Annotated in this window: 14 protein-coding genes; 7 read left to right on the forward strand and 7 right to left on the reverse strand. The window is 68.5% G+C overall.

The features are described from left to right. Window positions 1-141 precede the first annotated feature (141 nt). The 4 genes from E5843_RS10415 to E5843_RS10430 form a co-directional block, all read right to left on the reverse strand. Window positions 142-903 (reverse strand): cytochrome c1, encoded by a 762-nt coding sequence (locus E5843_RS10415; RefSeq protein WP_134673888.1) that lies wholly within the window; start codon window positions 901-903, stop codon window positions 142-144. After that, window positions 896-2,086: a cytochrome b gene (locus tag E5843_RS10420; protein ID WP_243733118.1), complete on the reverse strand. Its 1,191-nt coding sequence runs from the start codon at window positions 2,084-2,086 to the stop codon at window positions 896-898. The genes E5843_RS10415 and E5843_RS10420 overlap by 8 nt, the downstream gene beginning before the upstream one ends. Before the next feature lie 99 nt (window positions 2,087-2,185). Then, window positions 2,186-2,824 carry a ubiquinol-cytochrome c reductase iron-sulfur subunit gene (petA, locus tag E5843_RS10425; RefSeq protein WP_136412600.1) on the reverse strand — a complete coding sequence of 213 codons (639 nt, stop codon included), beginning with the start codon at window positions 2,822-2,824 and terminating at the stop codon, window positions 2,186-2,188. A 144-nt stretch (window positions 2,825-2,968) separates the two neighbouring features. Further along, the gene (locus E5843_RS10430; RefSeq protein WP_136412601.1) at window positions 2,969-3,913 is read right to left on the reverse strand and encodes a lytic transglycosylase domain-containing protein; all 945 of its coding nucleotides are present in this window, start codon (window positions 3,911-3,913) and stop codon (window positions 2,969-2,971) included. 153 nt (window positions 3,914-4,066) lie between these two features. Between E5843_RS10430 and miaB the strand changes: the two genes are divergently transcribed. The 7 genes from miaB (at window position 4,067) to E5843_RS10465 (ending at window position 11,923) form a co-directional block, all read left to right on the forward strand. Further along, window positions 4,067-5,509 (forward strand): tRNA (N6-isopentenyl adenosine(37)-C2)-methylthiotransferase MiaB, encoded by a 1,443-nt coding sequence (miaB, locus tag E5843_RS10435; protein ID WP_136412602.1) that lies wholly within the window; start codon window positions 4,067-4,069, stop codon window positions 5,507-5,509. 109 nt (window positions 5,510-5,618) lie between these two features. Beyond that, on the forward strand, window positions 5,619-6,602 hold the full coding sequence (locus E5843_RS10440; RefSeq protein WP_136412603.1) for a PhoH family protein: 984 nt from the start codon (window positions 5,619-5,621) through the stop codon (window positions 6,600-6,602). A 51-nt stretch (window positions 6,603-6,653) separates the two neighbouring features. After that, entirely contained in the window at window positions 6,654-7,139 is a 486-nt protein-coding gene (ybeY, locus tag E5843_RS10445; RefSeq protein ID WP_134673893.1) for an rRNA maturation RNase YbeY, read from the forward strand. A 213-nt stretch (window positions 7,140-7,352) separates the two neighbouring features. Beyond that, a complete protein-coding gene (locus E5843_RS10450; protein WP_134673894.1) occupies window positions 7,353-8,231 on the forward strand; it encodes a CorC family transporter in 879 nt (292 codons plus the stop codon). 52 nt (window positions 8,232-8,283) lie between these two features. Then, window positions 8,284-9,438 carry a lipoprotein N-acyltransferase Lnb domain-containing protein gene (locus tag E5843_RS10455; protein WP_141066170.1) on the forward strand — a complete coding sequence of 385 codons (1,155 nt, stop codon included), beginning with the start codon at window positions 8,284-8,286 and terminating at the stop codon, window positions 9,436-9,438. Between the two features lie 173 nt (window positions 9,439-9,611). Continuing rightward, entirely contained in the window at window positions 9,612-11,699 is a 2,088-nt protein-coding gene (locus tag E5843_RS10460) for a carbon starvation CstA family protein (protein ID WP_136412604.1), read from the forward strand. After that, window positions 11,699-11,923, forward strand: coding sequence for a YbdD/YjiX family protein (locus E5843_RS10465; RefSeq protein ID WP_136412605.1), 225 nt, complete (start codon window positions 11,699-11,701; stop codon window positions 11,921-11,923). Before E5843_RS10460 ends, E5843_RS10465 begins: the two co-directional genes overlap by 1 nt. A gap of 158 nt (window positions 11,924-12,081) precedes the next feature. Here E5843_RS10465 and E5843_RS10470 read toward each other — a convergent pair whose 3' ends face one another. The 3 genes from E5843_RS10470 to E5843_RS10480 all read right to left on the reverse strand — a co-directional run bounded on the left by E5843_RS10470 (window position 12,082) and on the right by E5843_RS10480 (window position 16,797). Beyond that, window positions 12,082-13,329, reverse strand: coding sequence for a DUF819 family protein (locus E5843_RS10470; protein WP_136412606.1), 1,248 nt, complete (start codon window positions 13,327-13,329; stop codon window positions 12,082-12,084). A gap of 73 nt (window positions 13,330-13,402) precedes the next feature. Then, complete coding sequence (locus E5843_RS10475; protein ID WP_134673898.1) at window positions 13,403-14,647, reverse strand: DUF819 family protein; 1,245 nt, start codon at window positions 14,645-14,647, stop codon at window positions 13,403-13,405. A 62-nt stretch (window positions 14,648-14,709) separates the two neighbouring features. Beyond that, window positions 14,710-16,797, reverse strand: coding sequence for a S9 family peptidase (locus E5843_RS10480; protein ID WP_136412607.1), 2,088 nt, complete (start codon window positions 16,795-16,797; stop codon window positions 14,710-14,712). Window positions 16,798-16,845 lie beyond the last annotated feature (48 nt).

Genomic DNA, 16,845 nt, shown 5'->3' on the forward strand with positions numbered 1-16,845 from the left:
GTCTCCCAACGACCGGTATCCGCCGATCGCATCGACGCCATCCGCCCCGTGCGGAGGGTCGTCACGGTTACCGCGTCAGCCCGCTCCCCGCTCGGCTCACCCGGGCCCGCCCGCCATCGGCGGGCTGTCCGCAACCGCGCGTCAGTGGACGTCGCGCCAGTACTCCTTCTTCAGCAACCACGCGAGGAAGGTGAAGAACGCCAGGAAGAAGATCACCCAGACCCCGACGCCCTGGCGCTTGAGCGCGGCGGGCTCGGCGGCGTATTCGAGGAACGCGGTGATGTCGCGCACGGCGCGGTCGAACTCGACTTCCGACAGCCTGCCCGGCTGCGCCTGCTGCAGCGACTCCACCACCGGCTGGCCGATCGCATCCGGCGCACCGTAGACCGGGCGCTGGAGACCCTGCAGTTCCCACAACGCGTTGGGCATGGCGACGTTCGGGAACAGGCGGTTGTTCCAGCCCAGCACCGCCTCCTCGTCCTGGTAGAAGCTCTTGAGGAAGGTGTACACCCAGTCCGGGCCGCCGATCTTCGTACGCACCACCAGCGACAGGTCCGGCGGTGCCTTGCCGAACCAGCCATCGGCGTGGCTGGCCGGCATCGACGAGACGATGTGCTCGCCGAAGGCCGCGCCGCTGAAGTTGAGGTTCTCCATCACCTCTTCCTCGCTCAGGCCGAGGTCGTCGGCCATGCGCGAGTAGCGCAGGTACTTCAGCGAATGGCAGCCCGAACAGTAGTTCATGAACAACTGGGCGCCACGCTGCAGCGACCCGCGGTCGGTGATGTCGGTGCCCGACTGCTGCAGTGCGGTGCCGGGATCGGCCGCAAGCGCGCCGAGGGACAGCAGCATGCCGCCTGCAAGGACCGCGGCGCGGCGGAGGAAGGCGAGGGGCTGCTTAGTCATGCGTCGTCACCCGCTCCGGCACAGGCTTGGTCTTGTCCCATTTGGTCCACAACGGCATGGTGAGGAAGAACGCGAAGTAATAGAAGGTCAGGAAGCGGCCGATGATCGTCTCCACCGGATCGGTACCCGGGCCGGCGCCGATCTTGCCCAGCCACACGAAGGCGATCGCGAACAGGCCAAGCAGCACCTTCGACATCAGGCCGCGGTAGCGGTACGACTTCACCCGCGCACGGTCGAGCCAGGGCACGAAGAACAGGATCGCGATCGCGCCGAACATCACCAGCACGCCGGCGAGCTTGTCCGGGACCACGCGCAACATCGCGTAGTACGGGGTGTAGTACCAGACCGGCTTGATGTGCGCGGGCGTCACCAGCGGGTTGGCCTCGACGAAGTTGTCGTGCTCGAGGAACCAGCCGCCGAATTCCGGTGCGAAGAAGATGATGAAGGCGGCCAGCAACAGCAGGAAGCCGACGCCGACGATGTCCTTGACCGTGTAGTACGGATGGAACGGGATGGTGTCCGCCGGCGCGGTCTTCGACCAGCGGTTGCCCTTCGGCCCGTACTTCACGTCGACGCCATCGGGGTTGTTGGACCCGACCTCGTGCAGCGCTCCCAGATGCAGCACGACCAGCAGCAGCAGCACCAGCGGCAGCGCGATCACGTGCAGGGCGAAGAAGCGGTTGAGGGTGGCGTCGGAGGGCAGGTAGTCGCCCATGATCCACTCGGTCAGGCCGTTGCCGATCACCGGGAACGCACCGAACAGCGAGATGATCACCTTCGCGCCCCAGAACGACATCTGGCCCCAGGGCAGCACGTAACCCAGGAACGCCTCGGCCATCAGCACCAGGTAGATCAGCATGCCCAGGATCCACACCAGTTCACGCGGACGCTGGTAGCTGCCGTACATCAACCCGCGGAACATGTGCAGGTAGACCACGATGAAGAACAGCGATGCACCGGTGGAGTGCATGTAGCGGATCAGCCAGCCCCACTCCACGTCGCGCATGATGTACTCGACCGAGGAGAACGCCTCGGCCGCCGACGGCTTGTAGTGCATCGTGAGGAAGATGCCGGTCACGATCTGGTTGACCAGCACCAGCATCGCCAGCGAGCCGAAGTAGTACATGACGTTGAAGTTCTTCGGTGCGAAGTACTCCGTCATGTGCTTGCGGTAGGCCGGCATCAGGCCCGGCGTGCGGTCGTCGAACCACGCGCGGGCCGCCGCGATGACGGCGATGACCGGATTGTTGGGCGCGGAGGCCTTGTCGTCGACGTTGGCCATTTATGCGGCTCCCTGCGGATCGACGCCGATGACGATGGTGGTCTCGTCGGCGTAGTAATGCGGCGGCACGACCAGGTTGGTCGGCGCCGGCACGCCCTGGTAGACGCGGCCGGCCATGTCGAACTTCGACTTGTGGCAGGGGCAGAAGTAGCCGCCCTTCCAGTTGGCATCGAACGGTTCGGGGCGGATTTCGGCGGCCATCTCCGGCGAGCAGCCCAGATGGGTGCACAGCCCGACCAGCACCGAGATTTCCGGGCGCATCGAGCGCAGCGTCGGGTTCGCCGCGCGCACGTACTCCGGCTGCTGGTCGACGTTCTCCGAATTCGGGTCGCGCAGCTCGTCGTCGAGCGTGGGCAACGCTTCGAGGATCGCCTGCGAGCGCTTGACGATCCAGATCGGCTGCCCGCGCCATTCGAGGATCAGCCGCTGTCCTTCCTGCAATGCGCTGATGTCCACCGTGACCGGGGCACCCGCGAGCAGCGCGCGCGCGCTCGGGTTCCACGACTTGATGAAGGGCACTGCGACGCCGACGACGCCCACTGCGCCGACCACCGCCGTGGTGGCGGTCAGGAACCGGCGTCGGCCCGTATTGACTGATTCCTCGCCCGGGAGGGGCTGGATCACCGTTTCATTCGCCATCCGGTACTCCGCAAACCTGGATCGGTAGCTGTTGGGTCATTGGCTGCCGCGCGCGTTCGCCGCAACGGAACCGGTTGCATAAAGCCGCTGGAGTGTAGCGGAACGCTGAATCGGCCCACAACGCCTCCGACCGCTTCCGCATGCTCAGGGGGCACCTGCACTGGTGAGGTGGCCCCGGTAACGGTCGGACAGCACTGCGACGCGCTGCACGTAGCGCTGGGTTTCGCTGTAGGGCGGCACGCCGCCGTGGCGGTCGACCGCACCCTCGCCGGCGTTGTAACCCGCCGCAGCCAGCGTCAGGTCGCCATTGAAACGTTTCAGCAGCCAGGCCAGGTACCTCACCCCGCCGCGGATGTTCTGCGCGGGATCGAAGGCGTTGGAGACGCCGAACCGCTGCGCCGTCGCCGGCATCAACTGCATCAGCCCCTGGGCCCCGGCACGCGACAGCGCATTGGGATTGAACGCGGATTCGGCGTGCATGACCGCGCGCACGATCGCTTCCTCCACTCCGAACTCCTGCGCCGCGGCGCGGACCTCGCTGGCATAGGCATCGGTATTGAGGCGCACGGTGCCGAAGTTGACGCCCGGCCGCGCCGCGCAGGCGTGGCAGGTCTCCATGAAGCTGTACTGGATGGTCCGCATCGCCGTCGCGCCCGAACCACGCGCCGGTGGGCGGCTGGTGTAGTGACGCACGCCATCCTTGATGTAGGAGTACACCTGTCCCTGCACGAGGCGCGGCGTGGCCCTCGCCGTGGCGGGAGGTGCCGGGGCGGCGGTGGCGACGGTGGTAGGCGCGGACGCTGGCTGCGCCATGAAAGTCGCCGGGGCGCCGGCATTGATGGTGGCCGGCGAACCTTCCACCCGCCCCGCCTCGATCACCTTGCCGGCAGCGGCGGGCGCGGCCGTGGCCGCCGCGGGCCGGTTGCGCTCGGGCGCGTAACGGGTGACCACGCTGCACCGCGCGCCGGACACCCGCTTGCTGACGTATTGCGGCACGCCGTCGCCGGCGTCGCAACGGTACAGCGTGCCCGCAGCCACCGGAGCAGCCGCCAGCAGGCAGATGAATGCGAGTAACCCCTTGATCCCCATCGCGCGCAGTCTCGCCGCAAACACGCGGCTTGCCAAGGCCCCGTGAAATCCGGCGGCGTGCCGCGCTCGCCCGGTACACTGCGCGCCCGGCGACCGCCGGCATCGTCACCCGCCAATCCGGCCCGGACTCAGCGCCGCGCCCCCGGAACCGCCATGACCACGATCGAAGCCCGCCCCCAGGCCGCCATCGGCGACGTCCTGCCGCTCGCCACCCCGCGCCGCGCTCCGGCCGCGGGCGCCCCGGCCCCCAAGCGGCTCTACATCCAGACCCACGGCTGCCAGATGAACGTGTACGACTCGGACCGCATGGCCGACGTGCTCGCCGCCGCCGAGGGCATGGAGCTCACCGACCGCGCCGAGGACGCCGACGTGATCCTGGTCAATACCTGCTCGATCCGCGAGAAGGCGCAGGAGAAGGTGTTCAGCCAGCTCGGTCGCTGGAAGGCTCTGAAGGCCAACGGGCGCGACGTGATCATCGGCGTGGGCGGCTGCGTCGCTTCGCAGGAGGGCGAGGCGATCATCCGGCGCGCGCCGTTCGTCGACCTGGTGTTCGGCCCGCAGACCCTGCACCGGCTGCCGGAGCTGATCCGCGCACGCCGCGAGCAGGACCGGCCGCAGGTGGACATCAGCTTCCCGGAGATCGAGAAGTTCGACGCGATGCCGGAGCCGCGTGCCGAGGGCCCGACCGCGTTCGTCTCGATCATGGAGGGCTGCTCCAAGTACTGCTCGTTCTGCGTGGTGCCCTACACCCGCGGCGAGGAGGTCAGCCGGCCGTTCGAGGACGTGCTGGTCGAGGTGGTGCAGCTGGCCGCGCAGGGCGTGCGCGAGATCACCCTGCTCGGGCAGAACGTCAACGCCTACCGCGGGCCGATGGGCGCCGATGCGGTGGACGTCGCCGACCTAGGCCTGCTGATCCGCACCATCGCCGAGATCGACGGCATCGAGCGCATCCGCTTCACCACCTCGCATCCGCTGGAGTTCTCGGATTCGCTGATCGAGGCCTACCGCGACGTGCCACAGCTGGCCAATTTCCTGCACCTGCCGGTGCAGTCGGGCAGCGACCGCATCCTCGCGGCGATGAAGCGCGGCTACACCGCGCTGGAATTCAAGCAGAAGGTGCGCAAACTGCGCGCGGTGCGGCCCGACATCTGCCTGTCGTCGGATTTCATCGTCGGCTTCCCCGGCGAGACCGATGCCGACTTCGAGAAGACGATGAAGCTGATCGAGGAAGTGGGCTTCGACCAGAGCTTCTCCTTCATCTATTCGCGTCGCCCGGGCACGCCCGCGGCCGACCTCGAGGACGATACGCCTGACGCGGTCAAGCACGCGCGGCTGGAACGCCTGCAGGCGGCGATCAACGCCAACGCGCGGCGGATCAACGAGGCGATGGTGGGCAGCGTGCAGCGGGTGCTGGTGGAGGGCGTGTCGCGCAGGAGCGACAGCGAGCTCACCGGCCGCACCGAAAACATGCGCTTCGTGAACTTCCCGGCGCCGAAGCGGTTGATCGGCCAGTTCGTCGATGTGCTGGTCACCGAGGCGATGAGCAACTCGCTGCGTGGACGGGTGGCCCTACCGGTGGACGCGGCGACGCCCTGACCGGGGCGATCGGTCTCCCCACCGTCCCGTTCCCCGGCAGCGATCACGCACCCGACGCCCGCGCCGGTCATTGCACGGCGACCACATCGTCGGCTGTTATCTTCCCGCCATGCCAAGCCCAGCCCATTCCGATTTCGTCCTCGACCCTGCCGACAGCGAACGCCTCGCCAACCTGGCCGGACCTTTCGATGCCCACCTGCGCCTGATCGAACTGCGCCTCGGCGTGGAGATCGCCAACCGCGGCAACATCTTCCGCGTCAGCGGTCGCGATACCCGCACCGTCGAGCAGGTCGAACGCCTGCTGCGCGCGCTGTACGCGGAAACCGAGACCGAAACCCTCGACAACCAGGCGATCAACCTGCGCCTGTCCGACGCCAACGTGACCCGCTCGGCGGAGGAATACGTGCCGCAGGAAGTCGCGGTCAGGGTCAAGCGCGGCACGATCCGCGGCCGCGGTGCGAACCAGGCCAAGTACCTGCACGCCATCACCACCCACGACATCAACTTCGGCGTCGGCCCCGCCGGCACCGGCAAGACCTTCCTGGCGGTGGCGATGGCCGTCGAGGCGCTCAACGAGGCGCGCGTGCAGCGGCTGGTGCTGGTGCGCCCGGCGGTGGAAGCCGGCGAGAAGCTCGGCTTCCTGCCCGGCGACCTCAGCCAGAAGGTCGATCCGTACCTGCGCCCGCTGTACGACGCGCTGTACGAGATGCTCGGCGTGGAGAAGGTGCTCAAGCTGCTCGAGAAGAACGTCATCGAGATCGCGCCACTGGCGTACATGCGCGGGCGCACCCTCAACGATGCCTTCGTGATCCTCGACGAAGCGCAGAACACCACCATCGAACAGATGAAGATGTTCCTGACCCGGCTGGGCTTCGGCTCCACCGCGGTGGTCACCGGCGACCTCACCCAGATCGACCTGCCCAAGCACATGAAGTCGGGCCTGCGCGATGCCATCGACGTGCTGGAGGATGTGGAGGGCGTCAGCTTCACCTTCTTCGAGTCGCGCGATGTGGTGCGCCATCCGCTGGTGGCGCGCATCGTCACCGCCTACGACCGTCGCGATGCACGCAATGCGGAAACCGGCGCTGGCTGAGCGCGCTGGCGCCGCGGACGCGCCCGCCGGCTTGCGCCTACAATCGCGGCGATGACCAAGGGTCCTGTCCAGCTCGATATCGCCGTTGGCTATGCGGTACCACGCAAGGGGGTGCCGGCCGCGGCGAGCTTCCGCCGCTGGGCTGGCGCCGCGCTGGCGGGGCGCATCCTCCAGGCCGACCTCGCGATCCGCGTGGTCGATACCGCCGAAGGACAGGCGCTGAACCGCCATTACCGCGGCAAGGACTACGCGACCAACGTTCTCAGTTTCCCCGCGGACCTGCCCGAGGGCCTGCCGCCGGGGGTGCGGCTGCCGCTGCTGGGTGACCTCGTCATCTGTGCCCCGGTGGTGGAGCGCGAGGCGCGCGAACAGGGCAAGCCGCTCAACGCCCATTACGCCCACCTGACCGTCCACGGCGTCCTGCACCTGCTGGGTTGGGACCACGACAACGATGTCGAAGCCGACGCGATGGAGCAGCTCGAGCGCGAGATTCTCGCCGGCCTTGGCGTCGACGACCCCTACCGCGCGGATTCCTGACCGTTCATCCCGCTGCCAGAGGCAGTCGACCAGACCGCCGTGGATCGACCTGCCGCCCGGCAACGACACTTACAACGGTGCTTGGCCGGCCCCGGGGTACGGCGCCTGACGTCGCCAGCGCCGCACCGGCCGCGCCGCTGGACACCGCGCCAGACGGACGCGCTAGACTTCGCTTCGACGCCCTCCCCCCGGGCGCCCATGTCACCCCCCGAGATGTCAGAAGACGACAGTAGCAACGCCGCCGGCGAGTCCCAGGAAAAACGACGCAGCTGGCTGGATCGGATCAGTTCCGCGATCTCCGGCGAACCGACCACCCGCGAGGATCTGGTCGAGATCCTGCGCGATGCGCAGGCCGACGGCCTGATCGAATCCGACACCCTGCGCACGATGGAAGGCGCCATCAACGTCTCCGGCATGAGCGTGGCCGACGTGATGGTGCCGCGCTCGCAGATGGTCGCGCTGGCGCTGGATACCGACTTCACCGACATCATGCGCGAGGTCGTGGACTCCGGGCACTCGCGCTTCCCGGTGCATGGCGAGGACCGCGACGAGATCCTCGGCATCCTGCTCGCCAAGGACCTGCTGCGTGGCGTGGTGCCCGGCAGCCCGGCGGTGAACATCCGCGAGCTGCTGCGTCCGGCGGTGCTGATCCCCGAATCCAAGCGCCTGGACGTGCTGCTGCGCGAGTTCCGGCAGTCGCGCAACCACATGGCGATCGTCATCGACGAGTACGGCGGCGTGGCCGGCCTGATCACCATCGAGGACGTGCTCGAGGAGATCGTCGGCGAGATCGACGACGAGTACGACGAGGCCGAGGACCCGGGCGCGCTGATCGCCGCGCAGGCGGATGGCCAGTACCTGGTCAACGCGCTGACCCCGATCGGCGACTTCAACGAGCGCTTCGGCGCCGACTTCGACGATGACGAATACGACACCATCGGCGGCCTGGTCACCGCGGCCATCGGCCACCTGCCGGAAGCCGGCGAGGAACTGACGCTGGGGCGCTTCGGCTTCCGCGTGGCGCGCGCCGATTCGCGCCGTCTGCATGCGCTGCACGTGAGCGTGCACGCCGATCCGTTGCAGGACGCCTGACCGGGTGCGCGGCGCACCCCGCCTGGCGTCGCGACGCCTGCTGCAACTCGGCATGCTGCTGTTGCTGGCCTGCGCGTTCAGCGTGCAGGCGGCGCCGCGCATCGGCGTGGTGACGATGCAGCCCGGCGAGATCTTCTTCGAGCGCTTCGGCCACAACGCCATCGTGGTCGACGACCCGGCACTGCCGGCGCCGGTGTCGTACAACTTCGGCTACTTCGACCTCACGGAACCCGGTTTCGTCGGCAACTTCGTGCGCGGCGACATGGAATACATGCTGGTCGCGCTGCCGCTTGCGGAGGACCTGGCCTACTACCGTGATGTCGGCCGTGGCGTGTCGATCCAGTGGCTGGATCTCGACGCCGGCGAAGCCACCGCACTGGCCGCGCGCCTGGCGCAGAACGCACTGCCGGAAAACGCGCGCTACCGCTACGACTACTTCACAGACAACTGCTCCACCCGCGTGCGCGACGCACTCGACGGCGCGCTCGACGGCCTGTTGCAGCGGCATTTGCAGGGGCGGTCGCGCGGCAACACCTACCGCGGCGACGCGGTGCGGCTGGCATCGCCGGCCACTTGGATGTGGCTCGGTTTCGACATCGGCCTCGGCCCGCTGGCCGACCGGCCGAACGCGTTGTGGGAGGACGCCTTCGTGCCGATGCGACTGGCCGACGCGCTGCGCGGCCTGCGTCGCGACGACGGGCGGCCGCTGGTGGCGGAGGAGACGCAGCTGCTGCCGCATCGCCTCGCACCCGAACCTGCGGACGCGCCACGCAACTGGTGGCCCTGGGCGCTGGCCGGCCTTGCCGGTGCGATCGGCATCCACGCGCTCGCACGCCGGCGCCCGCGCGCGGCGGCCGCCACCGGGCTGGTGTTCTGGAGTCTCTGCACGGTGCTGGGCCTGGTGATGGCCTTCATCTGGCTGGGCACCTCCCACCGCTTCGGCTGGCACAACCAGAACCTGCTGCTGTTCAACCCGCTGTGCGTGCTGCTGCTGCCCGATGCCTGGCGGTTGCTGCGGGGCCGCGCGCCGTCGCGCCTGCTGCGGCCGCTGCTCGCGGTCATCGCCGCGCTGGCGGTGATCGCCCTGTTCCTGCACTGGCTGCCGGTGCAGCCGCAGCGCAACGTGCACTGGATCGCGCTGCTGTTGCCGCTGCACGCCGCGTGGTGGTGGGCACTGCCGGCACGGCCGGTACCGCCGGCGGTCTGATACCCGCCGGTCGTTGCCGGCGATCCGCAAGCGCAACGGGCCCGCGTCCGCTGTCGCGGCGCCGAGGCGCACGCGCGCTACGACCAAAGTCTATGGGGCTGCCTGCTCCGGCGTATTGACCCCCCGACGTGCGAGGCAGAGGCTGTCCGGGTCCATCCTGGAGACCGCCCCGCATGAAAGCCTTCTCGAAGCTGGCCTGGGCGGCGCTCGCCCTGCTCGGCGCATTCTGTCTCGGCACCGTTGCGCTGCGACGGGGCGAATCCATCAACGCGTTGTGGATCGTGGTCGCCGCGGTCTCGATCTACCTGGTCGCCTACCGTTTCTATGGCCTGTACATCGCCAGGCACGTGATGCAGCTCGACCCGACCCGGGCGACGCCGGCCCACGTCCACAACGACGGCCTGGATTACGTACCGACCAACAAGCACGTGCTGTTCGGCCACCACTTCGCGGCGATCGCAGGTGCCGGTCCGCTGGTGGGCCCGGTGCTGGCGATGCAGATGGGCTACCTGCCCGGCGTGCTGTGGCTGGTCGCCGGCGTGGTCCTCGCCGGTGCCGTGCAGGATTTCATGATCCTGTTCATTTCCTCGCGCCGCGATGGCCGTTCCCTCGGTGACCTGATCCGCGAGGAGATGGGGCCCGTCGCCGGCACGATCTCGCTGTTCGGCGCTTTCATGATCATGATCATCATCCTCGCGGTGCTGGCGATGATCGTGGTGAAGGCGCTGGCCGAAAGCCCGTGGGGCATGTTCACGGTGATCGCCACGGTGCCGATCGCGATCTTCATGGGCCTGTACATGCGTTACCTGCGCCCGGGCAGGATCGGCGAGATCTCGGTCATCGGCATTGCGCTGTTGCTGTTCACCATCTGGTTCGGCGGCAGGGTCGGCGCGCACGAATACTGGGGTCCGTTCTTCACCTTCACCGGCACCCAGATCACCTGGATGCTGATCGGCTACGGCTTCGTCGCGGCGGTGCTGCCGGTGTGGCTGCTGCTGGCACCGCGCGACTACCTGTCCACCTTCCTCAAGATCGGCGTGGTGGTGGCGCTGGCACTCGGTATCGTCATCGCCAGCCCCGAGGTCACCTCGCTGAAGATGCCGGCGCTGACCCAGTTCGCGGCCAGCGGCGAAGGCCCGGTGTGGCGTGGCCACATCTTCCCGTTCCTGTTCATCACCATCGCCTGCGGCGCGGTCTCGGGTTTCCACGCGCTGATCGCGTCGGGCACCACGCCGAAGCTGCTGGCCAACGAGCGCCACGCGCGCTACATCGGCTACGGCGGCATGCTGATGGAATCGTTCGTCGCCATCATGGCGCTGGTGGGCGCGGCGATCATCGAGCCGGGCATCTATTTCGCGATGAACAGCCCGGCGGCGGCGATCGGCACCGACCCGGCGCAGGTGGCGGCGACGATCAGCAGCTGGGGCTTCCACGTGACGCCGGAGATGCTGGCGAAGACCGCCGGGGATATCGGCGAGGCCTCGATCATCTCGCGCGCGGGCGGCGCGCCCACGCTGGCGGTCGGCATCGCGGTGATCCTGCATGACGCGCTTCCCGGCGGCGACGAGATGATGGCGTTCTGGTACCACTTCGCCATCCTCTTCGAGGCGCTCTTCATCCTCACCGCGGTGGATGCCGGCACCCGCGCCGGCCGCTTCATGCTGCAGGACCTGCTGGGCACGTTCGCACCGGCGCTGCGCAGGACCGAATCCTGGGGCGCCAACGTCGTCGGCACCGCGGGCTGCGTCGCCCTGTGGGGCTACTTCCTCTACCAGGGCGTGGTCGATCCGCTGGGTGGCATCAACACGTTGTGGCCGCTGTTCGGCATCGCCAACCAGATGCTCGCCGGCATCGCGCTGATGCTGTGCACGGTGGTGCTGTTCAAGATGAAGCGCGAGCGCTATGCGTGGGTGACCATCGTGCCGGCGGTCTGGCTGCTGATCTGCACCACCTACGCCGGCCTGCTGAAGATCTTCGACGACAACCCGGCGATGGGCTTCGTGGCGCAGGCCCGCCACTACCAGAACGCGATCGCCAATGGCGAACTGCTGGGTGCGGCGAAGACGATGGCGCAGATGCAGCAGGTCGTGATCAATGGGTACGTCAACGCCGGGCTGACCACGCTGTTCCTGTTCGTGGTGTTCAGCGTGCTGTTCTACTCGGTGCGCTCGATCATGAAGGCGCGCGGCATCGCGACGCGCACCGATCGCGAGACCGCGTACGTGGCACTGTCGGAAGAACAGCAGAAGGCGTGGCTGTGATGGGCACGCAACTGGTTCCGGTCTCGTTCTTCGCCACCCAGAAGCTGGTGTGGCGACGACTGGTGCAGACCGCGCGCCTGTGCTGCGGCATCCCCGACTACGACAACTACGTGCGCCACGTGCTGGCAAAGCACCCCGACCGCGAGCCGATGGACTACCCCACCTTCTTCCGCGAGCGGCAGGAGGCGCGGTACGGGGGGCGTGGCGGTTTCAGGTGCTGCTAGCCACGACCACGGCGGCGCACGTCGCCATGTGAGGCGGCCACCGACGGGCCGTTTCCGGCCCATCGCGCACCACGCAGGGACGCGCCTTTCCCGCCCTCATCCCGCGCTTTCGCCCACCTTCTCCCGCAAACGGGAGAAGGTGGCGCAGGTGGACCGCGCTACTGCCCGGCCATCATCCGCAGGATCTGCCCGGTGAAGTAGGCAATGATGGTGCCCGTCGCGTAGCCGACGGTGCCGAGCAGCACGCCCACCGGGGCCAGGTTGGGATGGAAGGCGGCGGCGATCACCGGGGCCGATGCCGCGGCACCGACGTTGCCCATCGAGCCCACGCCGGCATAGAAGATCGGCGCGCGCACCAGGCGCGCCGCGCCCCAGATCACCAGCACGTGCACCGCCATCCAGATCGCGCCGATGGCGATGAGCTCGAAACGTTCGAACAGGCGGGTGAAGTCCATCTGCATGCCGATGCAGGCGATCAGGAAGTACAGGCACACCGTGCCGACCTTGGAGGCGCCGGCGCTTTCCAGGTTGCGCACGCGGGTGAAGCTCAGCAGCAGCCCGGCCAGGGTGGACAGCAGCACCACCCACACGAAAGACGAGTCAAGGCTGAACTGCGCCGCGGATTCGACATTGGCCGAGAACCAGGCCGACAGCGGTTCGGCGATCGCATGCGCGAGGCCGACGAGCCCGAACGCGAGGCCGACGATGACCATCAGGTCCGTGAGCGTGGGAATGCGCGCGTTGGCCGCCTCGTACGCCGCCATCCGCTCCTTCATCTCGTCGAGCGCACGGGTGTCGGCCCCGCTGCGCGCGTCGATCTGCTCCGAGCGGTTTGCGATGAAGAGCAGCGTCGCCATCAGCGCGCTGGCCATGGCCACGTCGACCACGGCGAACTGGCCGAACAGCGTGGCGTCCACCTCATAGACTTCGCGCATCGCCACCATGTTGGCACCGCCGCCGATCCAGCTGCCGGCGAGTGCCGCCATGCCGCGCCAGGTGTCGCCGGCCACCGCAGGTGGATGGATCCACTCCATCACCTGGAACGACACGATCGCACCGAGGATGATGCCCACCGTGCCGGCGCAGAAGACGAACAGCAGCTTCGGGCCGAGCTTGAGGATGCCCTTCAGGTCGATGGAGAGCGTCAGCAGCACCAGCGCGGCGGGCAGCAGCACGCGGCTGCCCAACGGGTTGTACAGCGCGCTGTTCTCGCCGTCGATCAACCCGACCGTGTTGTAGAGCGCCGGCACGAAGTAGCACAGCAGCAGTGCCGGTATCCAGGCGAAGAATTTCTTCCAGAACGGCGTGGGCCCGCTGGCCAGCCAGAAGATGGCGCCAAGCGTGGCCGCGATCAGGCCGAAAACGACGATGTCATTGGTGATGAGGGCGCTATCGGTCTGGGGCATGCAGTCTGGGGCTGTGGGTCCGCGGAACCGCCTACCTTACTGCACCCGGCCGGCCCGTCGCCCATGTCTCAGGTCATCCGCCGGCGAGCTGGCGCAGCACCAGTCCGGTGACGTACGCCAGATAGGTGCCGGTGGCATAGCCGAGCGTGCCGAGCAGCACGCCGACCGGTGCCAGCGCCGGATGGAAGGCCGCCGCCACCACCGGCGCCGACGCCGGCCCGCCGATATTGCTCTGCGATGCGAGCGCGAAGTGGAAGAACGGCACCCGCAACAGCCGCGCTGCCAGCCACAGCAGCGCGATGTGGGTGGCGATCCAGATCAGCCCGAGCAGCAGCAACCACGGCCGGTCGAACAGTGCCGCGATGTCCATCTGCATGCCGATGCAGGCGATCAGCACGAACAGCAGCAGCGTGCCGAGCGTGGACGCACCCACGCCTTCGAGCCGGCGCAGCGGCGTGAAGCTCATTGCCAGTCCGGCGGCGGTCGCCAGCAACACCACCCATACGAATGACGACGTCAGGCTCAGGCGCGCCGCCCACGGCGCGTTGTCGCTGAACCAGCCGGCCAGGGGCGCACCCACCGCATGCGCCGCCGCGACCGTGCCGAATGCCAGCCCGACGATCACCATGAGGTCCGCCAGCGTGGGGATGCGCGCATGTTCCGCCTGGAAACCGGCGATGCTGTCGCGCAGGCGCTCGAGTGGCGCGGTGTCGGCGCCGCTGCGCGCATCGATCGCCGGCGCGCGGCCGGCAAGGAAGATCAGCACTGCCATCCACAGGTAGCCGATGCCCACGTCGACCACCACGAAGCGCGCGAACGTGGTGGCATCCACCGCGAACACCTCGCGCATCGCCAGCATGTTGGCGCTGCCGCCGATCCAGCTGCCGGCCAGCGCCGCCATGCCCGCCCATGTATCGCCGGCCACGGTCGCCGGATGGATGGCGCGCATCGCCACGAACGCCACCACCGCGCCGAGCATGATGCCGGCCGAGGCGATGGCGTACATCGCCAGCAGGCGCGGGCCCAGGCGCAGGATCGCGCGCAGGTCGATCGACAGGGTCAGCAGCACCAGCGCGGCCGGCAGCAGCGCGTCGCGTGCGATCGGGTCGTACAACTGCGAGTTGCGCCCGTCGATGAGCCCGATGCTGTTGTAGATGCCGGGCAGCAGGTAACACAGCAGCAACGCCGGCACCCAGGCGTGGAAGCCCTTCCAGAACCCGCGGGGGCGCGAGGACGTCCAGAACACGCCGGCCAGGGTGGCGGCGATCAGGCCGAACACGACGATGTCGTTCTGGATCAACGCGCTGCGTGGGGTCATGCCGACGGCCCGGGCGGGGAGCAACGCAACGCGCCGCCCGGAGGCGGCGCGCGAAGGTCCTGCTACTGGCCGAAGTGCTGCCGCAGCCAGGCGTTGACGGTGTCGTGCCAGAGCACGCTGTTGTGCGGCTTGAGCACCCAGTGGTTCTCGTCGGGGAAGTACAGCAGCTTCGACGGGATGCCCTGGCGCTGCAGCGCGGTGAACGCCGACAGGCTCTGGTCGATCGGCACGCGGAAATCGTTCTGTCCGGCCACCACCAGCATCGGCACTTTCCAGTCACCGACGTGGCGCGCCGGGTTGAAGCGCTCGTAGGCCTCGGGCTGGTCGTAGACGGTGCCGCCGTGCTCCCACTCGGTGAACCACAGCTCTTCGGTCACCAGCCCCATCGAACGGGTGTCGAACACGCCGTTGTGGTTGACGAAGCACTTCCACGGCCCGTTCCACTGGCTGGCGATCCAGTTGACCATGTAGCCGCCGTAGCTGGCGCCGAGCGCGCAGGCACGGTCGCCGTCGAGGAAGTCGTAGTCGCGCAGTGCCGCGGCCCAGCCCTTCTGCAGGTCCTCCAGCGGGCGGTCGCCCCAGTGCTGGCTGATGGCATCGGTGAACTCCTGGCCGTAGCCGGTGGAGCCGTGGAAGTCGATCATCACCACCGCCCAGCCCTGCCCCGCGTAGGTCTGCGGATTCCAGCGGTAGCTCCAGCCGTCGCCGAAGCTGCCCTGCGGGCCGCCGTGGATCAGGAACGCGACCGGGTATTCCTCGCCCTCGCGGTAGTTCCACGGCTTGACCACGTAGCCGTGCACGGTGTTGCCGTCCCAGCCGCGGAAGCTGAACTGCTCGTAGTCGCCGAAGCGCACGTCGGGCAGGCGCTCGGACGCGTCGGGGGTGATCGCGCGCAGCTGCTGCGCAGCGCTGTCACTGGTGTAGATGACGTCGCCGGTGCGCATGCTGTTGCGCGCCACCGCCAGCGTGTCGCCGGCGACATCGAACGACGACACCGAGCCGCCATCGACAAGGCGCGTCACCTCGCCACTGGCGATATCGACGCGGAACAGCGGGTACTGGCCGGTGTCCTGCGCGGTGGCGAACAGGCTGCGGCCGTCGGCGGAGACGGCGATCCGGCTCGGCGAGCGGTCCCAATCCGGCGCGATCTCCTGCACCTTCCCGCTGGCAAGATCGAGCGACATGATCGCGTAGCGGTCGGCTTCAAAACCCGGCCGCTTCATCGCGCGGTAGAACAGCGTGCCGCCATCGGCGCTGAACACCGGGCCGGCGTCCCAGGCGGGATTGTCGGCGGTGAGGTTGACCGGTTCGCCACGCCCGGACGGATCCAGCCGGTAGAGGTCGAAGTTGGTCGACCATGGCTCCTCACGACCGGCCACGCGCACGCTGGCGACCAGCGCGCTGCCATCGGGCGCCCAGGCGTAGTCCTCGGCGCCGCCGAATGGCCGCGAGGGCACGTCGCCGTCGAGTGCCTGGCTGACCACGGTGGCGGTGCGCACCGGCGCCGCGCCGTTGGCGGGCAATGCGGCGACGTGCAGGCGGTTGCGGCGGCCGTCGTTCCAGGTATCCCAGTGGCGCACGAACAGCTCGTCGTAGATCACGCCGCTGGTCCTGCCGGCCGTACGCGCATCCAGGCGCGTCTTGGTGCATGCGAACACGTCGCCATCGGAGGCCTGCGCGCAATCACCGAAGGTGGCCGCGCCGAAGGCGATCCGGCTGCCGTCGGGCGAGAGCCGGTAGCTGCCGATGTCGAGCGCGAAATCGGTGAGCTGGCGCGGCTCGCCGCCGCTGGCGGGCATCGCGTAGAGCTGCTGGTTGCCGTTCCTGCCGCTGAGGAAGTACAGCGTGCCGCCATCCGGCGAGAACGTCGGCGCACTGATGCTCCAGCCCTCGGGCGTGATCCGTTGTGGCGGACGCGCATCACGCGTGCGCAGGTCGCGCAGGTACAGCGCGGTGCCGGAGCCCTCGCCGTCGAGGTCGACCGTGCGCTCGACGAACACCAGCCGTCCCCCATCGGGTGACAGCGTGGGTGACGACACCCGCGTCAGCGCGACGAGGTCCTGCGGCTGCAGGCCGCGTTCGGCGAGCACCTCGCCCGCGGGCAACAGGGCGGCAAGGCAGAGGGGCAACAGGGCAGGACGGAACCTCATCGGACGATTCTCCACGGCAGATGGCATCGGCCGATGTTAGCCGATGCC

Origin of the sequence: Luteimonas yindakuii, from assembly GCF_004803715.2 — a bacterium.
Lineage (GTDB): Bacteria > Pseudomonadota > Gammaproteobacteria > Xanthomonadales > Xanthomonadaceae > Luteimonas > Luteimonas yindakuii.

What these genes read in the sequence shown, in the direction of transcription:
- E5843_RS10480 (WP_136412607.1), bottom strand. Translation starts at nt 16,797, where the DNA reads ATGAGGTTCCGTCCTGCCCTGTTGCCCCTCTGCCTTGCCGCCCTGTTG.
- miaB (WP_136412602.1), top strand. Translation starts at nt 4,067, where the DNA reads ATGACCACGATCGAAGCCCGCCCCCAGGCCGCCATCGGCGACGTCCTG.
- E5843_RS10430 (WP_136412601.1), bottom strand. Translation starts at nt 3,913, where the DNA reads ATGGGGATCAAGGGGTTACTCGCATTCATCTGCCTGCTGGCGGCTGCT.
- E5843_RS10475 (WP_134673898.1), bottom strand. Translation starts at nt 14,647, where the DNA reads ATGACCCCACGCAGCGCGTTGATCCAGAACGACATCGTCGTGTTCGGC.
- E5843_RS10415 (WP_134673888.1), bottom strand. Translation starts at nt 903, where the DNA reads ATGACTAAGCAGCCCCTCGCCTTCCTCCGCCGCGCCGCGGTCCTTGCA.
- petA (WP_136412600.1), bottom strand. Translation starts at nt 2,824, where the DNA reads ATGGCGAATGAAACGGTGATCCAGCCCCTCCCGGGCGAGGAATCAGTC.
- E5843_RS10465 (WP_136412605.1), top strand. Translation starts at nt 11,699, where the DNA reads ATGGGCACGCAACTGGTTCCGGTCTCGTTCTTCGCCACCCAGAAGCTG.
- E5843_RS10470 (WP_136412606.1), bottom strand. Translation starts at nt 13,329, where the DNA reads ATGCCCCAGACCGATAGCGCCCTCATCACCAATGACATCGTCGTTTTC.
- ybeY (WP_134673893.1), top strand. Translation starts at nt 6,654, where the DNA reads ATGACCAAGGGTCCTGTCCAGCTCGATATCGCCGTTGGCTATGCGGTA.
- E5843_RS10440 (WP_136412603.1), top strand. Translation starts at nt 5,619, where the DNA reads ATGCCAAGCCCAGCCCATTCCGATTTCGTCCTCGACCCTGCCGACAGC.
- E5843_RS10450 (WP_134673894.1), top strand. Translation starts at nt 7,353, where the DNA reads ATGTCAGAAGACGACAGTAGCAACGCCGCCGGCGAGTCCCAGGAAAAA.
- E5843_RS10455 (WP_141066170.1), top strand. Translation starts at nt 8,284, where the DNA reads ATGCTGCTGTTGCTGGCCTGCGCGTTCAGCGTGCAGGCGGCGCCGCGC.
- E5843_RS10460 (WP_136412604.1), top strand. Translation starts at nt 9,612, where the DNA reads ATGAAAGCCTTCTCGAAGCTGGCCTGGGCGGCGCTCGCCCTGCTCGGC.
- E5843_RS10420 (WP_243733118.1), bottom strand. Translation starts at nt 2,086, where the DNA reads ATGCCGGCCTACCGCAAGCACATGACGGAGTACTTCGCACCGAAGAAC.